Origin of the sequence: Paenibacillus sp. 11B (genome assembly GCF_030487755.1) — a bacterium.
Classification (GTDB): domain Bacteria; phylum Bacillota; class Bacilli; order Paenibacillales; family Paenibacillaceae; genus Paenibacillus; species Paenibacillus vandeheii.
Genome location: NZ_JAUKNS010000004.1, coordinates 92,587 through 115,670, shown reverse-complemented (window position 1 = coordinate 115,670; position 23,084 = coordinate 92,587). Strand labels below are relative to the sequence as shown.

Genomic DNA, 23,084 nt, shown 5'->3' with positions numbered 1-23,084 from the left:
TTTTCCCCCTTAGCTACCCGTACTTTGATATTTGGTTAAACCGAATTTCCAGAAACGCAGACTTGCGGCCAGGCTCAGGATGGCAACTACGACAATCGCAACAAGAACCCATGCTCCTAATTCCCCGCGAAGCAGATAGAGTGACGGAACATAGTTGACAAAACCCACCGGGATTACGGTCAGCAATATGCCGGACATCCATTTGGGATATAACGTCAGCGGATATTGGGCAGCCGTACGGGCCGCATCCTCGGTGATGGTCTGCAGCTCCTCAATGCGTGTGGTCCAGAATCCAAGCGTTGCCGTGGCCAGCCCAATTGAAAAAAGAATAATGGACCCGGTCAGGATGATGAGCAGAGAGAAGGGGATGACAGTCCAGCCGATCTGTCCGCTATGCATCATGCCCGCCAGCGACCAGCAAAGAATAAACCCGCCTTGTAACACCTCACCGGCCATAATGCGAAAGTTTTGGGGCAGTAACGCCAGCAATACGGGCATGGGTCTGGTTAACAGTTGATCGAGTTCGCCGCCGACCAAATATTTTTCCAGATGATGCACTTCGTTGCCAAATGTTCGATATAACGTCTTGGATAGGGTCATGATCGCGAAGAGGTAACCAATTTCATGAAGGGACCAACCTTTGATGGCTCCGAATTTGTGCAGCACCAGGGCAACCATTAGAAACTCGGAGATTTGAATCAATGCGGCCAGAACGGAGGCCATGATGAAATTGAACTTGTATTGCATCCGACTACGGATGCTCGTTCGAATGAGCATTTTATATAAAGTGAACCAGGAAGTGGTCTTCATCCGCCCTGCACCTCCACTTTACGGCGCAGTACCTGGGTTATCGCCAGACAGACGAACGTCATGAGGACACACCAAATCAAGGTTCCCCATAGCAAGGAGCCGTTTTCGTAACCCAGATAGATCCGGGTTGGGACATAGAGCAGGAAAGGATAGAGTGATAACCAGGCGATTCGTTCCAGCCAGTCTGGCAGCCATTCCAGCGGGATGAAGAAACCTGCGAGCAGATTCATCATGGCGTGATTGCCCCAATGCAGCCAGGAGGACTCCGTAGTCCACATCGCGGTGGCGCCAATAATGTAATTCATACAGATGGATAAATAGGATGCGCCGGCAAGACCAATTGCGGTAAATAGCAGGGTTGAAGCTTCTGAGGGCCATTGCAGAGAAAATACGATGGAGAAGAGCAGGTAAATCGGAATGCTTTTGTACACGAACTGGTAGGCAATCTGCCCCCATTCACGTGCCATCAGGTGGGTGAATAGATGAACCGGCCTCATGAGATCAAGCGCGATCTGCCCTGTCCTGACCGTGAGTGGAATACCCAGTCCATTGGTGAGAAAACCTGAGATCCAGAGAGAGGATTGCGTAAACGCAATGTAACTGATCATCCCCTGTGTCCCATATTCTCCGAGAGAGTGGTCAGCCCCGATGCCGATCCAGAGGCAGGCGTACATGTAACCGAACATGGCGCTTGCCAGGTTATGTACCATGTGAGCTCCGCGGTATTGCAGGTTCCGGGAGTAGGCTTTGGAAGCCAGAGTGAAATAAAGCATGTGACACCTCCGATAAGTTGGTTGAACGGCGGTTCCGTTCACTTCAGTCAAGGCGAAAAAGAGAGAAGGACAACAGCATACCAATTTATTCCTTCACAGGCAAGACATTTTTTTGGCATATACCGGAAGAAATGAGGCTGTTCAACAATGCGCCACAAGACAGCGGTTTGTCCGTTCCTTTATAATTGAGGGGCAAGAACGCAAACGTTTACAATATAAACTATTCAAATTATAAATAATCCGCCGGGCATGTGCCTGACGATTGAGGATACAGCTTCAACAATCCGGCAAGAGAGAAGGTTGGAATGAGGAAAATTGCATGGGTCACCGACAGTACGAGCACACTCGATCCGCTATTTGCTGAGCAGAATCATGTTTACATCGTACCTCTGCGCATTGTATTTGGAGAGGAATGTTACCGGGAGACGGAAGATATTTCATCGGAACAATTCTATGAGAAACTTGGTGAGGCATCACGGGCAAGCAGTTCACAGCCGCCGATTGGTGAATTTATTGAACTGTATGAGTCGTTGAAAGACCAGTACGATGAGATTATTACTATTCATTGCTCCACTGCACTTAGCGGAACACTGCACACTTCGATGCAGGCTGCCGAGATTGCAGGTGTGACGATTACCGCCATTGACTCCAGAGCAGGTGCGTATCCGTTGCGGGAGATGATCTTGCAAGGATTGGAAAGGCAGAAGCAAGGCTGTACGGCATCCGAGATCAAAATTCATATCGAACAGATGATTGATAACATGTCCTTTTACCTCATCCCGGCCAGTCTTCAGCATCTTCACCGCAGTGGTCGTGTGTCGGGGACCCAGCTTATCCTTAGCCAATTGTTGAAGATTCATCTGCTCTTACGATTCGAAGAGGGCAAAGTGGTTGTGAATGAGAAAATTCGTACGTTCAAACGGGCCAAACAGCGCATGCTGGATGTGCTCAAGGTGGATATGGGGAAAGTGAAGCATGTATGCATCATGCATGCGAACAATCAGGAAGAAGCTGTTACAATCAAACAGCAGATTGCAGATTTGCTTCCCCGCTTAAAGACGGAAATTATGCCTTTTATCCCTGTGGTAGGCATTCATGCAGGTGCGGGAACGATCGGACTGTGCTGGATACGCAGCGAGACGGTATAGGATTTGTTTATTAGACCTGGCAGGTGGTTCACTTTGAAACATAAAGTGGCGATCCGGCCGGGTTTTTCGTATTTCATTGCCAATTCATGCAAACTGTGAGGTAATAAAGGAAAACGTTCATGTTGGAGGGAAGCTCGTGTCAAGTTATCGCTTGCTGCTTGTTGAAGATGATCGCTCAATTAGTGAGATGGTTGGTCCTTATTTGGAAAAAGAGGGCTATGACGTCTCTTATGCATATGACGGATTAGAGGCAGAACGCCAATTCAGCCAATCCCAGCCAGGCTATGATCTGGTCATCCTGGATCTGATGCTGCCGCATAAAAGCGGTATGGAAGTGCTTCAGGCCATCCGTGCCGTCAGTCTGGTGCCTGTTCTCATCCTGTCTGCGAAGGACGGGGAGGTGGACAAAGCCCTTGGACTTGGGTTCGGCGCTGATGATTACTTGAGCAAACCGTTCTCGTTGATTGAGCTGACCGCCAGGATCAAGGCGGCTATTCGGCGTGCCAATTATAATGCACAGTCTGAGATTACAGCTCCTCCAAAGTCCCAGCGCATTGAGATTGGCGGCATTACGGTCGATATGGAGACGTATGAGGTGGAGCGGGATGGGACACCTGTAAGGCTTACCTCCAAGGAATTTGGCATTCTCAAGATGTTTGTAACCCATCCCGGCAAAGTATTTACCAAGGCTCAGATTTACGCTTCCGTTTGGAACGATCACTACTATGGTGACGAAAATATCATTAACGTTCATATGCGCCGTCTGCGCGAGAAACTGGAAGCTGATCCTTCAGAGCCGCGATACATCAAGACGCTGTGGGGAATTGGTTATAAGCTGGAGGTGGACCCGGGGTGACGCTGCTCTTTGCTGTTTCTACCATGATCTTGGCTTTTATCGTTATCCTACTGAGCGTAAGGATGCATAAACGCAGTAAAGATCTGTCCTACATCCATGAGAAATTAACGGCGATTGTGAAGCAAGGGAGCTTTGAGCGCCTGCTTGTGTTTAATAGCGATGCTCAAATCAGCCAGCTTCTCAAGGATGTCAACGAGCTGCTGGATTATGCCCATCGGGCCAAAGCGGGTTATGCCAATCAGGAGAAGGAAATGCGCAATATGCTCTCCAACATCTCACATGACCTGAAGACACCGCTAACGGTCGTGCTCGGTTATAGTGAAACACTCCTGCACAGCCCTTCCATAACAGATCAGGAACGCGTGATCATGACTGGCAAAATTCAGGATAAGGCGCAGGAGGTGCTGCGTCTGATTCATTCTTTTTTTGACTTGGCGAAGCTGGAATCTGGAGACACCGAGCTTGCACTGACAAAGGTTAATGTAAGCGAATTGTGTCGAGTGAAGATGCTTTCTTTTTATGAGATGTTAACGAATCTGGGTCTGCAAGTGGAGCTGGAGATTCCCGAAGCAGATATCTTTGTGAGAGCCAACGAAGAAGCACTGGACCGTGTACTGGATAATCTGATTACCAATGCTATGAAATATGGAGCGGATGGCAAGATGCTTGGTCTTTCACTCGATTATTCGACAGGGGAGCAGGTAAAGCTTAGCGTCTGGGACCGGGGTAGGGGCATTCCAGAACAGGAGCACAGCCGTGTATTCGAACGCATGTATACGCTGGAGGATTCCCGTAATCGTCTCTATCAGGGTAGCGGACTGGGGCTGACCATTACGAAGCGGCTGGTGGAGCGAATGGGTGGGAGCATTGATTTGCGCAGTGTTCCTTATGAACGAACGACGTTTTCGGTTGTTTTAAAACCCTTTTAGGTGCATTCAATAAGGATTTCGTTAAGCTTAAGATTTTTGTAAGATTTGAGTAATAAAAAAGAAGACTTTTCTCTTTACAATACAGATATAAGAACCTGTCAGGGACGAACGTAAAGGAGAATAAGAACATGACATATATTGCGCGGACGATAGGTGTGACCAAAACCTATGCAGGGACAGAGGTTGTATCCAACGTCAATATGAATATCAAGCAAGGAGAGATTTACGGGTTTCTTGGTCCGAATGGAGCTGGAAAAACGACTGTGATGAAAATGCTGACCAATCTGGTCAAACCGACTGTAGGGGAGATTGAATTGTTCGGTGAGAAGCTGACCCCAACGTCCTATGAACTGCTGAAGCGTATGGGCAGCATCATTGAATATCCTTTTTTCTATGATCATTTGTCCGCGAAGGAGAATTTGGAGCTCCATTGTGAATACATGGGATTCTACAACAAAAAGGTCATTGACAACATGATGGAAAATGTAGGGCTGAAGGACACGGGCAAGAAGCCGGTACGAGACTTCTCTTTGGGGATGAAACAGCGTCTGGGCATCGCCCGTGCGCTTATCACAACACCGGAACTGCTCATTTTGGATGAACCGATTAATGGGCTCGACCCCCTAGGTATAAAGGAGATGCGCGATTTATTCAAACGTCTCAGCTCCCAGTATCGGATTACTCTGTTAATCTCCAGTCATATCCTTGGGGAGATCGAACAGATTGCGGACACCGTTGGGGTCATTCGGAATGGACGTCTGGTCGAGGAAGTATCAATGGACAGCATCCGCGGCAGCCATAGCGAATACATTGAACTGCAAACGCTGGACCCGCGTAAAGCGGCCTATGTCCTGGAGCACCAATTGGAGTTGAATAATTATAAAATGGTCAATGACCAAACCATACGCATCTATGATCCAGGTATCGCTCCATCGCAATTGACAGGTAAGCTGATCCAGCATGGCGTTGAGATTGAATCCATTTTCAAAAGGGCACATTCATTGGAAGAACACTTCATGAACTTAATGAAGGGGGATGAGGACGTTGCTTAAACTAATCCAGCTGGAACTGCGCAAACATCGGTTTGCCCGGAATTTCAGAACCGCAGGTATTGCCGTTCTCGTCCTGATCCTGTTTCTATTCCTGATTGGGTACACCGATTTGGGTGCTGAAGATTATGCCTTTGCCGATTACTCCGTTTCCTTCATGTTAATCGATACGTTCGCCAGAGCTGTTTTTATTATCTTTGGCGGTGCGCTCATAGCGAAGCTGATTATCAGTGAGTATCGAAATAAAACGATGAATGTCATGTTTACCTACCCGATTAAACGGCATAAAATCATTGCTGCCAAATTGATTATAGTGTTTGTGTTTACTTTCATGATGATTTTATTAACCGATGTGCTGATGGGGGCATTATTAGTTGCGGTAAACCAATTCTATGACTTCATTCCCGATACGTTGACGATGCGTGATGCATGGGTACTGCTGCTGAAGTATGTCGTCAGTTCCCTCTCCGCTGCAGGCATGGCCCTGATTCCCTTATTCTTCGGGATGCGTAAACATTCGGTCACGACTACATTGGTGTCATCCATTTTGCTTGTTATGGTGGTATGTTCGGGCTTTAACGGGCCTACGTTTTCAATTAACACGATTATCGTGATTCCCCTGACATTGGGGGCCATAGGAATATGGGTTGCTTCACTGTCCATGTTCAGTCTGGAGACAAAAGATATGAACTGAATTCCTCTGGAAACCATACTCCGTATGGCTTCAGATGCCATTGACATCCGCTCGTACAAGGGATAGGATAATGTCAACTGAAGGACGAAGGAGAATGCAACTACCATGACGATTCCAAAAACATTAACAATAGCTGGTTCGGATACGAGCGGAGGCGCAGGGATTCAGGCAGATTTGAAAACTTTTCAGGAGCTTGGTGTGTATGGCATGACGGTGCTGACTACTGTTGTGGCGATGGAGCCTGACACGTGGGATCACCAGGTCTTTCCTGTTGAATTAAATGTAGTAGAGGCACAGCTGCGTACCGTTCTGGATGGTATCGGTTTTGATGCAATGAAGACGGGCATGCTGGGTTCTGTAGACATCATTGAATTGGTTGCGAAGCATATCCGCCGGAGTGGATTGCCACAGATTGTTATCGATCCGGTAATGGTCTGCAAAGGTACGGACGAGGTGCTGCAACCTGAGAATACAGAAGCGATGATTGAATTCCTGTTGCCGGGTGCTGATCTGGTTACCCCGAATTTATTTGAAGCATCGCAGCTGGCGAAAAGCGGACTGATCCGCTCCAAGGAGCAGATGGAAGCTGCGGCAGCTGTCATTCACGCTCACGGGGCGAAGCATGTCCTGATCAAGGACAGAGGCGTTATTAACCCGGGCAAAGCGATGGATCTTCTCTATGACGGAACGAACTACGAATGGTTTGAAGCCGATGTTGTTGGCTCCGGATACACACACGGTGCAGGCTGCACCACATCTGCGGCTATTACCGCAGGTTTGGCGCGCGGTCTGACCGTGAAAGAGGCTGTTCGTGAAGGTAAAGCCTTCGTGACCAAAGCGATTGCTGGCGGATTCCCGCTGAACCGCTTTGTTGGCCCAACATTGCATGTGGCACACCGACTGGAGCATCAAAGCTAAGCGGTGCGCACGTGTAGTGTGTAATCGCGGAGAAAAAGCGTGGTTTCAACTTGAGTAGCTGTCAATGAGCAGGATGTTGCTCGTTGACGGCTTCTTTTTTTGCGGCTGCTTATAAAATTTAGTAACTTCTGGTATATATTAATCGTATATAAGATGGAGTCCGTTCCAGAACATGGATGGACACACGGACGACACATGGAATCGTTATGTTATCAACAGAATGCTAAAAGGAGAGTCGGTCATGGTCAGAACAGTGCTTCTGGTGGAAGACGAAAGCCGCATTCGTGAGATTGTGGCCGATTATTTCATAAAAGAACAATGGAATGTGATTGAAGCAGAACATGGGGTTGAGGCGCTGGAATTGCTGGCAATGCATGAAGTGGACCTGGTCATTCTGGATGTGCTGATGCCCGAAATGGATGGATGGACCCTATGTGGGCATATTCGTTCTCAGTCTACCGTACCTATTATAATGCTGACTGCGAGATCGGAAGATGATGACAAGATTCATGGCTTTCAGCTTGGTGTGGATGATTATGTAACGAAGCCTTTCAGTCCTCGTGTGCTGGTGGCACGTGCAGAGACATTAATGAAACGGGTAGAGGGTGCAGTTAGCAGGGAGCAGGGCGTAATCCGGTTTGGACATGTAACGCTCGATCCCTGGGCTCGTCGGCTTGAGAAGGATGGAGCTGAGGTGGAGCTTGCACCCAAAGAGTATGATCTGCTGCTGTATTTAACTCGTAATCAGGGAATTGTATTGTCCCGTGATGCCATCCTCAACCGGGTATGGGGATACGACTTTGATGGGGACTCCCGTGTTGTGGATACCCATATTAAGAAACTGCGCAGCAAACTTGGCGATGAAGCCAAGTGTATCCGTACCGTCATTGGTACCGGCTATCGATTCGAGGTTGAGGCATGAGACGTAACGGTGTAACGATGAAGCTGTTTCTGGTCATGGCCGGGTTCCTTCTCCTTCTATATGGAACCACGGTGATTGCCCAACTGGTCTGGTTCCCGGACTTTTACCAACATCAGAAGATTAGCAGTATCAAGAAAAATCTGACCAAATTCGAGCAGCAATATTCAGCTGGACGTTGGAATGATGTACAGCTGGCCAAGGAAACCGGGAATTTCATGCGACAGAATCAATCGCATCTGGTCATCCTGACGAATACGGGCAAGCTGGTCAATGATCCGTTCCACATTACATTGCTCCGTGAGGACGGCACTCAGGTGAAGGTATCCTTGTCACTGTTTATCAACAGTGAGAATGCAGGCTGGATTGCTTCCCATCTCAAATATGGACAGCAATTAACGGTAACAGGTCCAGCCAGTGGGTTGACGGAACCGATGGTTTATCCATTTAAGATCAAAGATACCAGCTCTTCTGTGTGGGGAACAGAAAGTTTTCAGGAATTAGCTGAACCGGTACAGGAATGGTCAGGGGTATTAACGGATGTGGTTCTTCCTAATCTGGCAACCTGGAGTCAAAGGCAGGGCTTGCTTGTGCAGGCACTGGACAGCCGCTTCCCGCTGGCTAAGGAAGATCAGCAGAGTCTGGCCAATGGTAAGATGATCAATGAAGAATGGACCGATAGCTGGAGCGGTGTACGAAATGTGCTCACCATTGCACCTGTACACAGCTCAGGACCCCAGCAGCAACTTATTTTTTCGCTGACATCACTGCAAGAAATGAGAGAGGCCAGTAAAGCGACGCAGCTATTCTATGCGTATTTCGGTATTGCTGCATTTGTACTCATTGTATTCCTTTCCCTGCTCTTGTCCCGAATTGTCACTAAACCCTTGCTCGCTCTGAACCATGTTGCCAAAAAAATGTCGACCCTTGATTTCACCGTGAAATCACCGATTCGCCGCAATGATGAAATTGGCAGCCTTTCCGACAGCCTGAACGCATTATCAACGACACTGGGTCAGACCCTGGAAGAGCTAAGGCAGGCTAACAGCCAGATGCGTACGGATATGGAAATGAAGCAGCAGATCGAACAACGGCAGCGTAAATTTTTTGCCGATGCGTCTCACGAGCTCAAAACCCCGATTAGCATCATCAAAGGGTACTCCGAAGGGTTAAAGGATGGTGTAAGTGAGGGCAAGCGAGAGCGATATATTGAGATCATTGCCGATGAAGCTGTGAAAATGGAAACGATGGTAGAAGAGATGCTGGATCTGGTACGGCTTGAATCCCAAGCGGTTAGGCTGAATACCGATGCGGTGGCTCTTGGAGATATGATTGAGGATATTGCGGGACGTCTTGGGCCGCAGTTAAAGGATAAAGGGCTGGAAGTTGTGCTTGTATCTACCACAGAACAGTCTGTGGAAGGGGATCGCAGCAAGCTGGAGCAAGTGATCTACAATATGATGATGAACGCCATACGCCATGCCGTTCCCCATACCGATATTTTGATTGAGATCAGCAGGCCGGAAGGGCAGGTTCGAATCTCGATTGAGAATAAAGGGGAGCGGATTTCGGAAGCCGAACGCCAGTATATCTGGGAAAGGTTCTACCGGGTGGAGCGTTCACGTAATCGTAAAATGGGGGGAACCGGGCTGGGCCTGGCCATTGCGAAGCAAATTCTCGATCTGCACGGATGCAGCTATGGCGTAGAAAATACGCCGGATGGAGTCCGTTTTTATATTGTTTTTCCTAATGCTTAGTACGAAAGGGAGTCAAGTCTATGAAATCTTTACCGTCCATTCTAACGTTGGGCAACCTAACTTCAGGTATGCTGGCTGTCATAATGGCTATCCATGGCGAGTTTGCGCTGGCCGTGACGCTGATTTGGGTAGCGATGTTCTTTGATCTGTTTGACGGGTTCGCTGCCCGGAAATTGCATTGTGAAGGGGAGTTCGGCAAAGCGCTGGATTCACTTGCTGATGTTATTTCGTTCGGAACAGCCCCTGTGCTGATCCTGTATTTGAACTCTATGTACGAAGTAAGTACGCTGGGGATGGCTCTGACAGCACTATTCCCGGTATGTGGTGCATTGCGTCTCGCCCGTTACAATTGCCAGAAGACAGCAAGCCATGGTTTTGTTGGCATGCCGATTACGTTTGCAGGCGGTCTGATGTCCTTTTTTGCGCTCTGGAGTCCTTATTTCACTCATGGTGTAGCCTATCTTGTCATTATCGTATTATCCGGTCTTATGGTTAGCCAAATCCGATTCCCGTCTCTAAAACAAGTGCTAGCCCCCCATGAGAAGGATATTGTGGAGCCGAAATAAGGAGCGAGTCAGTATGGAATTTGCAAGAGAATTTATTGGTCAATATGGTTATTTCGCAATTTACGGACTGCTGGCTCTTGGCGTGATTGGCATGCCTATTCCGGATGAGGTGATGATGACCTTTGTCGGTTATCTCGCCTCCATCTCGGTGCTGAATTATTCGGTGTCCATCGTCGTCAGCTTTGGCGGAGCGTTCACCGGAGGACTTCTCAGTTACACCATTGGCAAAAAGGCAGGTCGGCCACTGGTTGAGAAGTATGGTAAGTGGGTCGGAGTCAACGCCAAACGGCTCGGCAGGGTAGAGTCATGGTTTTTGAAATACGGGTACTGGTCCATCATATTGGGATACTTCATTCCAGGCATTCGTCATCTGATGTGCTGCTTCTCCGGGATTAGCCGTATGGCTATGGGGCGTTATGTTCTGGTCTCCGGCATTGGGGCGTTTATATGGTGTGTTGTCTTTATATCCATCGGTTTTTATGTAGGGGTGCTAACTTAAAATGGGACAGCCTGTTATGAACAGGCGAGGATAAAGACCTTTTGTATGTAAGGGGTCTTTTTTTGTTTCCACATGAATCAACTCTATGGAAAATATAAAAAAAGCCCACCGTGGAATTTCCACGGCGAGCTGGTACATAACATTTCGTTTTACCCACTTAAATGCGAGTCTTCAATGCCTTGTTCAACACGGGCTTCGCCTTTTTTACGAGCAAAGGTGATTTTGAGCAGAGGTGGCGTAACCAGTGTTGTAATGATAACCATAATAACCACACTAGTGAAATATTCAGGATCCAGTAATCCGGAAGCGAGTCCGGTGGAGGCGATAATAAGAGCAACTTCCCCCCTGGAAATCATACCTGATCCAATAGCCAAGGATGAGGCCCGATCAAATCCAGTCAGCCGTGCACCCGCTCCTCCGCCGAGAAGCTTGGTAGCAATGGCGATGAGACTGATGACAACAATGAACCAGATCTGTGAACCGACACCCTCAAAAGTAACATTCAAGCCAATACTTACAAAGAATACAGGGACAAAAATGCTGTAAGCGATCGGCTCAAGTTTGGTTTCGACTTCATGTTTGAAGTTGGTTTGGGAGATGGCGATACCCGCCGCAAATGCACCGATAATCCCGGCAACACCCATCCACTCCGCAAAGTACGAAAATCCGAAACAGATGATCAGGCCCGCGGTGATAACGGTTTCCGTAACCTTCAGCGGGGCCATCCATTTCATGATGCGTGGAACTAGGAACCAGCTGGCAGCGATAATAATAATAAAGAACAGCAGCTTTTTACCAATGAGAAGAGGGATGGATGTGTCTCCAGCACCTGTTCCGAGCAAACTCATCATTACAGCGAGAATGACCACGACCAGGACATCATCTACAACAGCTGCCCCCAGAATCGTAGTGCCTTCACGTGAGCCCAACTGATCCATGTCCTTCAATGTCTGGACAGAGATACTTACGGATGTTGCACAGAACAAAAGTCCAAAGAACAATGCATGTGTCTGCGACATGCCGAAGGCTATTGCGGAACCGTAACCCCCCATAAAAGGTAAAATAATACCCCCAACGGCTACGGCAAAGGCCGCCTTCCAGTTTTTCTTCAATTGCTCCAAATCGGTCTCAAGTCCGGCAATGAACATGAGCAGCAATACCCCAATTTCGGCCATATAATGGATGAAATCATTCGGTTGAACCCAACCGAGCAAAGCAGGTCCGAGAATGACACCAACGATCAATTTACCCAATACGGACGGTTGACCAAGTCTTACCGATAAATCTCCGGCTAACTTGGTGAAAATCAGAATTAGCGCAAGAACCAAAATAAATTCCATAGATGTGCTCCTCTCCAGCAGTAGCGTTTATAGGATTACCTGTCCAAGGGGGGATCATTCCAAGCTTAAAGAACAAAAAAAGGCATAAAACAGCGCTTGTAAAAGTGCCGCTTTATGCCTTAAAAAAAGACAAGGAGGGCCCTTGGTGACAGGCTCCTCCAGTTCAACGCGTATGTGTTTAATTGCATTAATTATACCACAAATACAGGATGGGGTAAACCGGTGAAGGCGAGCTTTTAATGAAAATGGCCTTAAGAGGGCACTTTAAAGGAACCTGACAAGGCTTTTTGTTCAGAGTGTTGTCACTTAACAGTCGAGATATGGCAAGATATAATGAGATAGAACATAGAAGTTAGGATATGAGGAGGATTTTTCATTGGGCAAACAGGACAAAGGGGACCCGAACATTCAATCCAATCAGATTGCCCCGACCAGTAATAAAAATTTCGCAGGTCTCATTATTACCATTTCCATTCTCGCCAACGTCATTATTTTATTGTTGTTCTTTGCACCATCTATCGGATACAAAGGCGATGTGGCCTTTGACATTACAATTTTGCCGCGGTTTAACGCCGTTTTCAACAGCTTTACCTTTATCTTTCTGCTCGCGGCACTAATTGCCATCATCAAACGGAATGTAAAACTGCACAAAAGGTTTATCCTTGCTGCATTCACAACGACGCTTTTATTTTTAGTTACGTATTTGTCGTTTCATTATCTGTCTCCTGAGACGTCCAAATACGGCGGGGAAGGTATCATTCGTTCCATCTATTTCTTCATTCTGATTTCGCACAGCATATTGGCAGCCATCATTGTACCGCTTGCTCTGTTCACTCTGGTATGGGGCTGGACGAATCAATTGAAGAAACACCGTAAAATTGCTCGCTGGACGATGCCAATCTGGCTCTACGTTAGTTCAACGGGGGTAGTTGTGTATCTGATGATGGCACCTTACTATTAATCATTTCACATATCATGGGCATATCCGGCTCGCCTTGCGGGTAATGGTTTCATGGAAGGAGGATTCACGCTTATGTACAGAGTTGTATTGATTCGCCATGGACAGAGTATGTGGAACGTGGAGAACCGTTTTACCGGTTGGACGGATGTGGATCTGACGACCGATGGATACGGAGAAGCACGGAAAGCGGGAAAGATTCTGAAGGAACAGGGTTTTGATTTTGACTACGCCTATGCTTCGGTACTTAAACGCTCCATTCGTACATTGGATATTGCACTCGATGAGATGGATCGGATGTGGATTCCGATTACGAAGACGTGGAAGCTGAACGAACGTCACTACGGGGCACTGCAAGGACTGAACAAACAGCAGACTGCGCTGAAGTATGGCGAGGAGCAGGTGATGGAGTGGAGACGCTCCGTCAGCATATCTCCCCCGGCCCTGGACGAAACAGATGATCGTTATGTTCAGGATCAGGACAAATATCAACGGTTGGGCTGTACCATCCCGCGTACCGAAAATTTGATGGATACATCGAAGCGGGTGCTGGAGTACTGGAATGCAGAGATCAAGCCGGTTGTATCAGCAGGCAAAAGGGTGCTAATCTCCGCGCACGGCAATACGCTCCGTTCACTCGTCATGCATCTGGACCAAATGTCCGAGGCGGACGTAATGGCGCTTAATATTCCGACAGGCATACCGTTGGTCTACGAACTGGATGAAGATTTGCATCCGATCGGTCACTTTTACCTGACTGCGGATGGCTCTACGTACAAACATGAGGAAATGACTCATGTCGCGCCACCGTCCGATTGATTGAATGCTAAGCCAGCACGTTAGAAAATGGCTCCTGAATTCTCAGGGGCCATTTGTTTTAAGTTATAATAGGCCATTCTTTAATTTTAGAGATGGCATCTGACGTTTCGTTTTTCTCCTACAGGGTAAATTCAAGCAAGACACAATGTACATTAATCCTGAAGGAGGATCAACATATGTCTAAGAAAAGTGGAATCATTGTAACAGCTATTGGAGCAGGCGTGACGTACTTGATGAGGAACAAACAGGCAAGGGATAAGCTGTTCACTACGGTGTCAGGACTGATGAAAAATTCAAGTTCATCTTCTAGACCGACTTATGGAAGCAAAACAGGTTCACGTGTGGATGTAAAATAGATTTTGGTATAGAAGACTTTGCATGAAAAGCCCGGAGCTGGTACGGTCCCGGGTTTTTGTGTGCGCTCATATGTCATATGCGATTTTTGCCAGCAAGAATGATACAATGGAAACTTGCAGAACGTATGGAAGGGGATGTGCAACTTATGAAGAAAAATCGTCTGGGTTCGTCCGAACTCATGGTTGGTGAAATTGGGCTTGGCTGTATGTCGCTTGGAATCGAAGCGGGACCTGCCGTCGCCTTGATTCATGAAGCATTGGATCGTGGTGTTAATCTTCTGGATACCGCTGACCTCTATGATGCGGGGAAAAACGAGGAAATCGTGGGACAGGCCATTCAGGGCCGCCGGGATCAGGTGATTGTGGCAACCAAAGTTGGCAATCGTCGCCTACCGGGGAAAGAAGGCTGGTCATGGGACCCTTCCAAAGCCTATATCAAACAGGCTGTTCGAGACAGTCTGAAACGGCTGCAGACGGATTATATTGATCTGTATCAGCTGCATGGCGGTACAATGGATGATCCAATCGAAGAGACGATTGAAGCCTTTGAGGAACTGAAGCAGGAAGGGCTTATCCGGTATTACGGCATATCCTCCATTCGTCCTAACGTAATTCGGGAATATGTGCAGAGGGCTTCCATTATCAGCGTAATGAATCAATACAGCGTAGCAGATCGTCGGGCTGAAGAGGAAGTATTGCCTTTATTGGAGCAAAAGGGCATTAGCGTTATCGCTCGTGGACCCGTCGCAAGTGGGGTTCTCGCCGATTCTGGTGCTGCCAAGGCAGATAAAGGTTATCTGGATTATACACCAGAGGAGTTGCATTCCATACGCCAAGGACTGAGCCGTTTGGTTACAGACAATCGCAGCATGGCTCAAACGGCCATTCGCTATGCACTAGCGCATCCTGCTGTTGCCGCTGTTGTGCCAGGAGCCAGTTCGAGAGAGCAGTTGTTGCATAATATCGCAGCCTCGGAATCAGCAGCACTTACGGATGCGGAGATTAACGAAATACGGGAGCTCAGCCCCGCTAATCTGTACAAGCAGCACCGCTAAACGTTGGCAGCCTATTTTCAATTGTAACTATACGAGGTACAATGAAGGTCAACCATGAAGAATCAAATAAGGGAGAGAAGACATATGGATAGAATTCAAAGTGAGCAACAATATCGCGATACAATTAATTCTGACGGGCTTACCGTCATTAAATTTGATACAACCTGGTGTCCGGATTGCAAAAACCTGGATCGTTTTATCGGGGATGTTATCGACCAGCATGCGGATAAAACCTTCTATGCCCTGGATGCAGAAGAGTTCCTTCCTTTTGCTGAAGAAAACGGTGTACGCGGCATTCCAAGTCTGCTGGTATTCCAGAACGGCAAGAAAATTGCGCATCTGCACAGCAAATGGGCAAAAACGCCTGCTCAAATCTCGGAATACCTGCAGACTTTGGAGTCCAAGGTATAAGCGGAATCAGTTTGTTTAGATCGCATTAGTTATACGAAACACACACCTCCTATCGCTGATAGGAGGTGTTTTTGATGTTGGGGCGAGGAGGAAGGATGCTGTTCACAAATGAATCGAATTGTTGAGAGTTTGTTAAGAACGCTCTCGTATAATGTTCAGGATAAACAAATATTGGGGTGACAGAGACGGAGATGAGCAATACGATTCTTAAAGAAATGCATCAATTGAGCCATGAGGATGACCTGAGATACCTTTTATTGATGAGAGGTGTGAAACAACTGTTGGAAGAAAGAAAGCGTAATAGGAAGCATATTATTAAAAGAATCAGGGATCTAAAGAAATTAAATAAAGTTCAGGCCAGAAAGTGGTCCTGATTTTGTTTAGTACATAAAAATGGCGACCAGGTTCCGTAGGGAAACAGGTCGCCATTGGCTTTTTGGTTACATGAATTGAAGATAGGGTTACATCATTAAAATGATAAAGAATACGGCTGCCAGCACGAAGCGATAAACAGCAAAGACGGTCAGGCTCAGTTTTTTCAAAATGGACAGGAACGTCTTGATGGCAAGCATGGCCACGATAAATGCGGCAATGAATCCAATCGCGAAGATCGGGAGATCGCTGCTGTTCAGGTGATCGATACTTTTGTACAGATCATATCCTGTGGCTCCAATCATAATCGGCACAGAGACCAGGAATGTAAATTCCGCTGCTGCAACCCGGCTTACTCCTGCGAACAGTCCACCGGAGATCGTCGAACCGGAACGGGAGAAGCCTGGCCATAATGCGAGAATTTGAAAAAGCCCCACAACAAACGCCTGTTTATACGTAATATCGTCTACATCATGGGTTGTAATGCGTTCGCTGCGGTGACTCCAACGTTCAGCGACAATCATCAGAATACCACCTATAACGAGACTGTACAGTACCGTCTGTGCACCAAACAGATGCGCTTTGATCCAGTCCCGGAATACAAGTCCAATGACCACGGCAGGAACCATCGCCAAAAAGATATGTATGAGATTCAGACGGGAGGTGTAGCTCCTTTTGCCTCCGGTGAAGCGGAACATATCAATGAATTTGTTCCAGTACAGCACAACGACAGCAAGTACAGCTCCGAGTTGCACAACCACCTCAAACGTTTTGACTGACTCGTTGTCCTCCGATAATCCCAGCAAGTGGGCAGTCAGAATCATGTGTCCGGTCGAGGACACGGGCAAAAACTCAGTCAAACCTTCGATGATGCCCATAATAATTGATGATATAAAGTCCAATTCTCTTCCTCCTTGAAATGCAGATGACAGCATAAAGGCTGTCCTGCGTGACAATGCCCGTTCATTTGAACAAGGCTATCATCTATTATGATCACAAATGCGCTCAACTTCAACTTATGCTTGTAATGAATTGTTTAAAACTATATTGACAAAAACCTAGTTATCCAATAGGATATACATTAACTGACTGACTGATCAATCGGGAGGGTAGGCAAATGTCTAAAAACAATCATTTGGAACCCGGAGAAGAACGCCGGGACCAAATTATACGTATAGCGATGGAGCGTTTTGCAACCCAGGGCTATCATCAGACCAAAATTTCTGATATCGTCCGCGAAGCCGGTGTAGCGCAAGGCACCTTTTACTGGCACTTCAAAAGCAAGGAAGCCATTGCCTCGGAGATTGTGTTAACCGGCAGGGAGGAGCTGCTTGAAGCGATCGGGCAAGGTTACCGCAAAGATGCCGGATCGGTTGAGGATATGGTGAGAGCTTCGGAACGGCTGTTCACCGACCTGTTTTCCTTTGCAGCGGACAATCGTTACTTTATGGAATTGTTGCTCAAAGGCATCGTGTCGGAAGAGTCGGTACGTCGTTTGGTTGAAGAGACACGGGGCGCGGTAGAACAAGCATTTCGTCACAACATGCAGCGGGCCATTGAACTGGGCATGCTGCCACAGTCCATGGATGTTCCGCTCCGCGCTGCGCTGCTGGTTAGCATGATTGAAGGTATGATTACGCGCTGGCTGTTTGGCTCGGAAGAGTTGCACAGCGAGTTCTCATCAATGACCGCAACAACGCTCGCTGCGGAGGCGGCAAGCTTTGAGTTTTACGGACTGCTCGGTATTTAAAGGTGTGATGGCCCCGGTGGTTTATTTTCAATAACGGGATTAAATATTCACATGATTAAGCCAGCAGCAGGGAATAATGGGTACAACTGTAGTTAGAGAACTAAGGAAACATAAGTTTCAACAAGACATGACTAGATGGATGAGAGGAAGTTAATGACATGAATAAAACATATGGAATGAAATCACGCAAAGGCTGGACTTTAACAGCTCTTCTGCTTATGACCGTGCTGGTACTGAGCGCTTGTGGCAGTAAAGCTACGGATAATGGAAGCAGTAATGGAGCACAGGCGAATAATGAACTGGAGCAGATCAAGTCTGCTGGCGTCATTAAAGTGGGCATGATGGGCACATACGCACCATACAACTTCCTGAACGATAAGAAAGAAATGGATGGCTACGATGCAGATATCGCACGTGAGGTTGCGAAGCGTCTTGGGGTTAAGGTTGAATTTGAATCCCAGGAGTTCTCCGGGCTGACACCAAGTCTGCAAGCCAAAAAGCTGGATGCCATCATCAGCCAGATGACGATTACCGATGATCGGAAGAAAGTACTGGATTTCAGTGATCCGTATATTACAAACCAAGTCAAAATCATTGTGAAAAGTGATAACAATGATATTACCAAGCTGGAAGATTTCAAAGGAAAAACGATTGGTGTAGGTCTGGGTACGAATGATGAAACATATCTGCGTAATGAAGTGTTGCCAAAAGTGGGCGACTTCACGATTAAAACCTATGACGATGTGATCTCTTCACTCAAAGATCTGAATGCTGGACGGATCGATGCCACAATCAACAACATGTATGCGCTGAAACCCATTGTAGATGCCAACGGCTTCAAAATCAAAGCCGTAGGTGAACCGATTAAGAGTGACCAGGCAGGTATTGCTGTGCGCAAAAACAATCCGGAACTCGTAGCAGCACTGAATGATGCGCTCAAAGGAATGAAAGATGACGGTACGTACAATACCATCTTCAAAAAATGGTTTGGTGAAGAGCCTGCGCAATAATGAACCGGCAGGGCGAAGGGAAGTTTGATCGATGGAATTGGTATTTGAAAATATCCCCTTCTTTCTGAAGGGGGCGTATTACACGCTGTATGTAACTGTAATCTCCATGTTTTTTGCCTTTATCATCGGGGTGCTCGTCGCTATCGCGCGTCTGAAAGGTCCGATGTGGCTCAGGATGATCGCCCGTTTCTACGTATCCATCATGCGGGGAACCCCGCTGCTGGTGCAATTATACGTTATTTATTATGGGCTGGTCGATTACGGTGTAACCCTGGGCTCACTCACGGCAGCCTGTCTCGGTCTTAGTCTTAATGCAGGTGCCTTTCTGTCCGAGACGTTCCGCGGAGCGATTCAAGCTGTACCGAAAGGGCAGACGGAAGCTGCATACGCAACGGGAATGACCCCGGCTCAAGCGATGAGACGGATTATCTTCCCGCAGGCTGTTCGTATTGCCATCCCGCCGATGGGCAACACGTTTATCGGCATGCTGAAAGAAACATCCCTTGTGGCAGCTCTTGGGGTTACGGAGCTGCTTCGCTCGGCACAGCTGCTGGTCGCGCAATATTACGTTAATATGCCGTTTTATCTGGCGATTGGCGTGATCTACTGGATCATGAGTATCGGCTTCTCGGCCATTCTGGAACAAGTGGAGCGCCGGCTGGCCCGGGCTTACTGATAGGAGGGGAGAAGCGATGATTACAACGACAGGATTGACCAAACGTTTTGGGAAAAATGAAGTTCTCACAAATATAGATCTGCATGTCGATGCAAAAGATATTGTTGTACTGCTGGGACCCAGTGGATCAGGCAAAAGTACGTTACTGCGCTGTCTGAACGGTCTGGAAGAGCTCTCCGGCGGGAAGATTGAAGTCAATGGAGTGGTGGTAGACAGTACCGACTCGCAGCGAATCCAGCGGTCAAGGGTACTGGAAATCCGCCGACAAACCGGTATGGTATTCCAGCAGTTCAACCTGTATCCGCACAAGACGGTGCTTGGCAATGTGATGGAAGGTCTCGTGACAGTGAAAAAAATCAAGCGGGACGAAGCAGCCGAACGCGGCCGGATTCTGCTGGATCGGGTCGGGCTGTCGGACAAGCAGGATGCATATCCATCCCGTTTGTCTGGTGGACAACAGCAGCGTGTGGCGATTGCTCGCGCACTTGCTATGGAGCCTGAAGTGATGCTGTTTGACGAGCCTACCTCAGCCCTTGATCCTGAACTGGTGGGAGAAGTACTCTCCGTTATGAAGGAGCTGGCACAGGAAGGCATGACGATGCTGGTGGTCACGCATGAATTGAAGTTTGCCCGGAATGTGGCGAACAAAATCGTCTTTATGGCGGATGGATCGATCGTGGAAGAAGCAAGTCCACAGGCCTTTTTTGAACATCCAACGCAGGAGCGTACACGCAGATTTTTGCAGCAAATTACTGAATTCTAAGAATTTTCAGAGATAAGCAGACTGAGTGAAGGGGACGGAATCGATTCTGAAGAAGCGTAGCGTTCGCTTTTGTCTCCAGAAGAACGATCCGTACCCGGAACGGATATCTGAAGAGCGTAAACTATTCTAAGAAAGAAGGATAAACATCATGAATGTAACAACTGTATGGAAAGGCAAACGCGCGTTTACTTCCGAAGGACCCTCTGGCTACGCGGTTGGCATGGATGCCACAGCTGCCTATGGTGGTGACAGCAAGGGTGCTACACCCATGGAATTGTTACTGGCGGGTCTCGGAGGCTGTATGGGGATTGATATCACGATGATTCTGGACGCTTTCCTGGACAAAATTACTGGCATTGAGATTGAAGCACAAGGTACACGCAGTGAAGGCATGCCAAAAGGTTTTACTGCCATTGACCTGATCTTCAAAGTAGACGGCGATATCCCGGATTACCGGATCTGGAAAGCCATCCAAATGGCTGAAGAGAAGTATTGTGCAGTTTCCGCTTCGCTGAGCGCAGATATTCATCCCAAGCTGATTTTGAATGGGGTAGACACTCCGCGTCCATAATGCAAATGTGAAAACTCTATACTTGAGAGGCACTTCCAATCATGGGAGTGCCTTTTTGGCTTTTTTTATACCTCATCGGTCAGTAAGAAAAAGTCAGTAAACAGGTCAGGCAGGCTGTTGAGCCAGGTCCCAGATGCCCATAATTTCCGTGATGGCCTGATCAAGCGTTGCAAAAGGGACGCCGTCCCGGGCTTGTGTAGAAATACCTTGCATAAAAGTATCAAAAACAGTAGTCAACATGGATACATCAGTAGAGGCTGGCAGTTCACCGATCTCCACAGCACGCTGGATGCATGCCTGCAGACGGCCGCGAGTCAGCTTTCTTTTCTCAGCGACGATATCACGAATATGATTGTTTCTGGAAGAACATGTGCTGGCTGACAGCACAATTAAACAGCCGGATGGATGAGCGCTGTCTGTTTGCATTTTGGCGGTACTTTTTAAAGTTGTTTCAATCGCTTTCCTTGGAGACAGCGTAAGATCCGAGAAGCTTTCCGTTACGCGTCCAAACGTACCCATATATCGTTCTACCGCTTCTTTATACAGAGCTTCTTTGGACTCAAAGGCCGCATAGAAGCTGGCAGCAGAAATATCCCCCATGGCCGCTCGCAGCTGAAGCAATGAGGTGGCCTCGAATCCTTGTTCCCAAAAGAGCATCATTGCCTGCAATAAGGCTTCTTCCCGATCAAAAATGCGCGGACGTCCGGTTCTTGCCATAAGAGATTCCCCCTTGTTTTTCTTAATTATATACTAATCGATCCAAAAGTCGTTGACAAGGTGAAGGGGGGTGGATAATATAAGGAATGATCGATCCATAATTTGATTATTGTCCTATATTATCTGAAAAGGAGCTGCACAGATGTCCGATAGATATTCTCTACGCTTCCCGTGGTTAGGACTGCTAGCCTTGGCTATGGCTGGCTTTATAGCCATCATGACTGAAACACTTCCGGCGGGGTTGCTGCCACAAATCAAGGAAGGACTGCAGGTCTCTGAGGCAGGGGCAGGGCAGCTTGTCACATTTTATGCAGTTGGATCGTTGATTGCCGCCATACCTGTGGCCGTGCTGACAAGAGGCTGGCGACGCCGACCGCTTTTACTTCTAGCGATTATCGGTTTTCTCGTCTTCAACACCATTACAGCCCTCTCGTCAAACTATGTACTGACACTTGTCGCTCGTTTTTTTGCCGGTGTTGCAGCAGGTGTCTCCTGGGGCCTAATTGGCGGTTATGCGCTGCGGATGGTGCCTGATCATCTCAAGGGCAGGGGCATGGCTGTTGCGATGATCGGTACACCGATTGCCTTATCGTTCGGTGTTCCGGCAGGTACACTGCTGGGTTCCTATATGGGCTGGCGCTCGGTATTTTGGCTAATGTCATTGCTGGCGTTTGTACTGATTTTCTGGGTGCTCTGGAAAGTACCCGATTATCCAGGACAGTCTGCTGATCAACGCATTTCTTCATTAAAAGTGCTGCTGACCCCAGGCGTAATTCCCATTCTGGCGGTCGTACTGACCTGGATGCTGGCTCATAATATTCTGTACACGTATATTGCTCCTTTCCTCGCCGATGTTGGTCTGGAATCAAAGGTCGGACTCATGTTACTTGTGTTTGGCCTGATGGCATTGGTGGGCATCTGGATTACAGGCTTTCTGATCGATCGGTGGTTGCGTATGCTGGTTCTCATCAGTCTTGCGGGTTTTGCGCTGATCGCACTTGTATTGGGCCTTTGGAGTGAGCACGCTGCCGTTGTCTTTGGTTCTGTTGCGCTGTGGGGTCTGACATTTGGTGGCGCGGCTACACTGTTGCAGACCGCGCTTGCCCAAGCAGCCGGGGAGCAGGGTGTGGATATCGTTATGCCGATTAATACGACCGTCTGGAATCTGGCTATTGCCATTGGCGGATTGGCGGGAGGTGTACTGCTGAATCAATGGGGAGCTTCGTCTTTTTCCTGGGCTATTCTGCTTCTATCCCTTGTGGCTCTGATTGTTGCGCTGCGTGCCAAAGGACATGGATTCCGCTCAACACGCAGCCGATAAGCTTCTGACTTCCTTCCTACATTAGAATGACCTATATAAGCATATGG

Annotated in this window: 26 protein-coding genes; 21 read left to right on the top strand and 5 right to left on the bottom strand. The window is 47.8% G+C overall.

From position 1 onward, the window contains the following. Positions 1-9: 9 nt before the first annotated feature. Together Q0V21_RS17370 and Q0V21_RS17365 are read right to left on the bottom strand one after the other, a co-directional pair. Positions 10-810 (bottom strand): ABC transporter permease, encoded by an 801-nt coding sequence (locus tag Q0V21_RS17370; protein WP_079350140.1) that lies wholly within the window; start codon positions 808-810, stop codon positions 10-12. Further along, positions 807-1,583 carry an ABC transporter permease gene (locus Q0V21_RS17365; RefSeq protein WP_301879860.1) on the bottom strand — a complete coding sequence of 259 codons (777 nt, stop codon included), beginning with the start codon at positions 1,581-1,583 and terminating at the stop codon, positions 807-809. Before Q0V21_RS17365 ends, Q0V21_RS17370 begins: the two co-directional genes overlap by 4 nt. Positions 1,584-1,888: 305 nt before the next feature. On the opposite strand from Q0V21_RS17365, the gene Q0V21_RS17360 reads away from it, so the two are divergent. The 10 genes from Q0V21_RS17360 (at position 1,889) to Q0V21_RS17315 (ending at position 10,918) form a co-directional block, all read left to right on the top strand. Next, complete coding sequence (locus Q0V21_RS17360) at positions 1,889-2,731, top strand: DegV family protein (RefSeq protein ID WP_079350139.1); 843 nt, start codon at positions 1,889-1,891, stop codon at positions 2,729-2,731. Positions 2,732-2,918: 187 nt separating this feature from the next. Then, positions 2,919-3,587, top strand: coding sequence for a response regulator transcription factor (locus Q0V21_RS17355; protein WP_052016671.1), 669 nt, complete (start codon positions 2,919-2,921; stop codon positions 3,585-3,587). A 23-nt stretch (positions 3,588-3,610) separates the two neighbouring features. Further along, positions 3,611-4,516, top strand: a complete 906-nt coding sequence (locus Q0V21_RS17350) for a sensor histidine kinase (protein ID WP_079350263.1) — start codon at positions 3,611-3,613, stop codon at positions 4,514-4,516. Between the two features lie 128 nt (positions 4,517-4,644). Continuing rightward, positions 4,645-5,568 (top strand): ABC transporter ATP-binding protein, encoded by a 924-nt coding sequence (locus tag Q0V21_RS17345; RefSeq protein ID WP_079350138.1) that lies wholly within the window; start codon positions 4,645-4,647, stop codon positions 5,566-5,568. Next, a complete protein-coding gene (locus tag Q0V21_RS17340; protein WP_179132852.1) occupies positions 5,561-6,259 on the top strand; it encodes an ABC transporter permease in 699 nt (232 codons plus the stop codon). Before Q0V21_RS17345 ends, Q0V21_RS17340 begins: the two co-directional genes overlap by 8 nt. 105 nt (positions 6,260-6,364) lie before the next feature. Next, positions 6,365-7,177: a bifunctional hydroxymethylpyrimidine kinase/phosphomethylpyrimidine kinase gene (gene thiD / locus Q0V21_RS17335; RefSeq protein ID WP_024631442.1), complete on the top strand. Its 813-nt coding sequence runs from the start codon at positions 6,365-6,367 to the stop codon at positions 7,175-7,177. Between the two features lie 241 nt (positions 7,178-7,418). Then, the gene (locus Q0V21_RS17330; protein WP_024631441.1) at positions 7,419-8,099 is read left to right on the top strand and encodes a response regulator transcription factor; all 681 of its coding nucleotides are present in this window, start codon (positions 7,419-7,421) and stop codon (positions 8,097-8,099) included. Beyond that, entirely contained in the window at positions 8,096-9,853 is a 1,758-nt protein-coding gene (locus tag Q0V21_RS17325; protein WP_301879859.1) for a sensor histidine kinase, read from the top strand. The genes Q0V21_RS17330 and Q0V21_RS17325 overlap by 4 nt, the downstream gene beginning before the upstream one ends. 20 nt (positions 9,854-9,873) lie before the next feature. Further along, positions 9,874-10,419 carry a CDP-diacylglycerol--serine O-phosphatidyltransferase gene (pssA, locus tag Q0V21_RS17320; protein ID WP_024631439.1) on the top strand — a complete coding sequence of 182 codons (546 nt, stop codon included), beginning with the start codon at positions 9,874-9,876 and terminating at the stop codon, positions 10,417-10,419. A 13-nt stretch (positions 10,420-10,432) separates the two neighbouring features. Continuing rightward, positions 10,433-10,918 carry a DedA family protein gene (locus tag Q0V21_RS17315; protein WP_024631438.1) on the top strand — a complete coding sequence of 162 codons (486 nt, stop codon included), beginning with the start codon at positions 10,433-10,435 and terminating at the stop codon, positions 10,916-10,918. A 149-nt stretch (positions 10,919-11,067) separates the two neighbouring features. Here the strand turns inward: Q0V21_RS17315 and Q0V21_RS17310 are convergent, their stop codons facing one another. After that, a complete protein-coding gene (locus tag Q0V21_RS17310) occupies positions 11,068-12,258 on the bottom strand; it encodes a cation:proton antiporter (RefSeq protein ID WP_301879858.1) in 1,191 nt (396 codons plus the stop codon). A 376-nt stretch (positions 12,259-12,634) separates the two neighbouring features. On the opposite strand from Q0V21_RS17310, the gene Q0V21_RS17305 reads away from it, so the two are divergent. From Q0V21_RS17305 to Q0V21_RS17285, 5 genes are all read left to right on the top strand, one after another. After that, positions 12,635-13,219, top strand: a complete 585-nt coding sequence (locus Q0V21_RS17305) for a DUF420 domain-containing protein (RefSeq protein ID WP_285079698.1) — start codon at positions 12,635-12,637, stop codon at positions 13,217-13,219. A gap of 72 nt (positions 13,220-13,291) precedes the next feature. Beyond that, a complete protein-coding gene (gpmA, locus tag Q0V21_RS17300) occupies positions 13,292-14,035 on the top strand; it encodes a 2,3-diphosphoglycerate-dependent phosphoglycerate mutase (RefSeq protein WP_301879857.1) in 744 nt (247 codons plus the stop codon). A 176-nt stretch (positions 14,036-14,211) separates the two neighbouring features. Continuing rightward, positions 14,212-14,391 (top strand): hypothetical protein, encoded by a 180-nt coding sequence (locus Q0V21_RS17295; protein WP_301879856.1) that lies wholly within the window; start codon positions 14,212-14,214, stop codon positions 14,389-14,391. 146 nt (positions 14,392-14,537) lie between these two features. After that, positions 14,538-15,446, top strand: coding sequence for an aldo/keto reductase (locus tag Q0V21_RS17290; RefSeq protein ID WP_301879855.1), 909 nt, complete (start codon positions 14,538-14,540; stop codon positions 15,444-15,446). Between the two features lie 84 nt (positions 15,447-15,530). Beyond that, positions 15,531-15,857: a thioredoxin family protein gene (locus Q0V21_RS17285; RefSeq protein WP_301879854.1), complete on the top strand. Its 327-nt coding sequence runs from the start codon at positions 15,531-15,533 to the stop codon at positions 15,855-15,857. A 461-nt stretch (positions 15,858-16,318) separates the two neighbouring features. Here the strand turns inward: Q0V21_RS17285 and Q0V21_RS17280 are convergent, their stop codons facing one another. Then, complete coding sequence (locus Q0V21_RS17280; RefSeq protein ID WP_256984517.1) at positions 16,319-17,107, bottom strand: undecaprenyl-diphosphate phosphatase; 789 nt, start codon at positions 17,105-17,107, stop codon at positions 16,319-16,321. Between the two features lie 239 nt (positions 17,108-17,346). Here Q0V21_RS17280 and Q0V21_RS17275 point away from each other — a divergent pair, with 239 nt between their 5' ends. The 5 genes from Q0V21_RS17275 (at position 17,347) to Q0V21_RS17255 (ending at position 20,999) form a co-directional block, all read left to right on the top strand. Beyond that, entirely contained in the window at positions 17,347-17,979 is a 633-nt protein-coding gene (locus Q0V21_RS17275) for a TetR/AcrR family transcriptional regulator (RefSeq protein ID WP_301879853.1), read from the top strand. A gap of 176 nt (positions 17,980-18,155) precedes the next feature. Continuing rightward, positions 18,156-18,989 carry a substrate-binding periplasmic protein gene (locus Q0V21_RS17270; RefSeq protein WP_301880620.1) on the top strand — a complete coding sequence of 278 codons (834 nt, stop codon included), beginning with the start codon at positions 18,156-18,158 and terminating at the stop codon, positions 18,987-18,989. A 31-nt stretch (positions 18,990-19,020) separates the two neighbouring features. After that, positions 19,021-19,665: an amino acid ABC transporter permease gene (locus Q0V21_RS17265; RefSeq protein WP_301879852.1), complete on the top strand. Its 645-nt coding sequence runs from the start codon at positions 19,021-19,023 to the stop codon at positions 19,663-19,665. Between the two features lie 16 nt (positions 19,666-19,681). Next, on the top strand, positions 19,682-20,428 hold the full coding sequence (locus Q0V21_RS17260; protein ID WP_079350127.1) for an amino acid ABC transporter ATP-binding protein: 747 nt from the start codon (positions 19,682-19,684) through the stop codon (positions 20,426-20,428). A 148-nt stretch (positions 20,429-20,576) separates the two neighbouring features. Beyond that, complete coding sequence (locus Q0V21_RS17255; RefSeq protein WP_053780142.1) at positions 20,577-20,999, top strand: OsmC family protein; 423 nt, start codon at positions 20,577-20,579, stop codon at positions 20,997-20,999. Positions 21,000-21,104: 105 nt separating this feature from the next. Here the strand turns inward: Q0V21_RS17255 and Q0V21_RS17250 are convergent, their stop codons facing one another. Continuing rightward, a complete protein-coding gene (locus Q0V21_RS17250) occupies positions 21,105-21,716 on the bottom strand; it encodes a TetR/AcrR family transcriptional regulator (protein ID WP_301879849.1) in 612 nt (203 codons plus the stop codon). Positions 21,717-21,858: 142 nt separating this feature from the next. On the opposite strand from Q0V21_RS17250, the gene Q0V21_RS17245 reads away from it, so the two are divergent. Then, the gene (locus Q0V21_RS17245) at positions 21,859-23,037 is read left to right on the top strand and encodes an MFS transporter (protein ID WP_301879848.1); all 1,179 of its coding nucleotides are present in this window, start codon (positions 21,859-21,861) and stop codon (positions 23,035-23,037) included. Positions 23,038-23,084 lie beyond the last annotated feature (47 nt).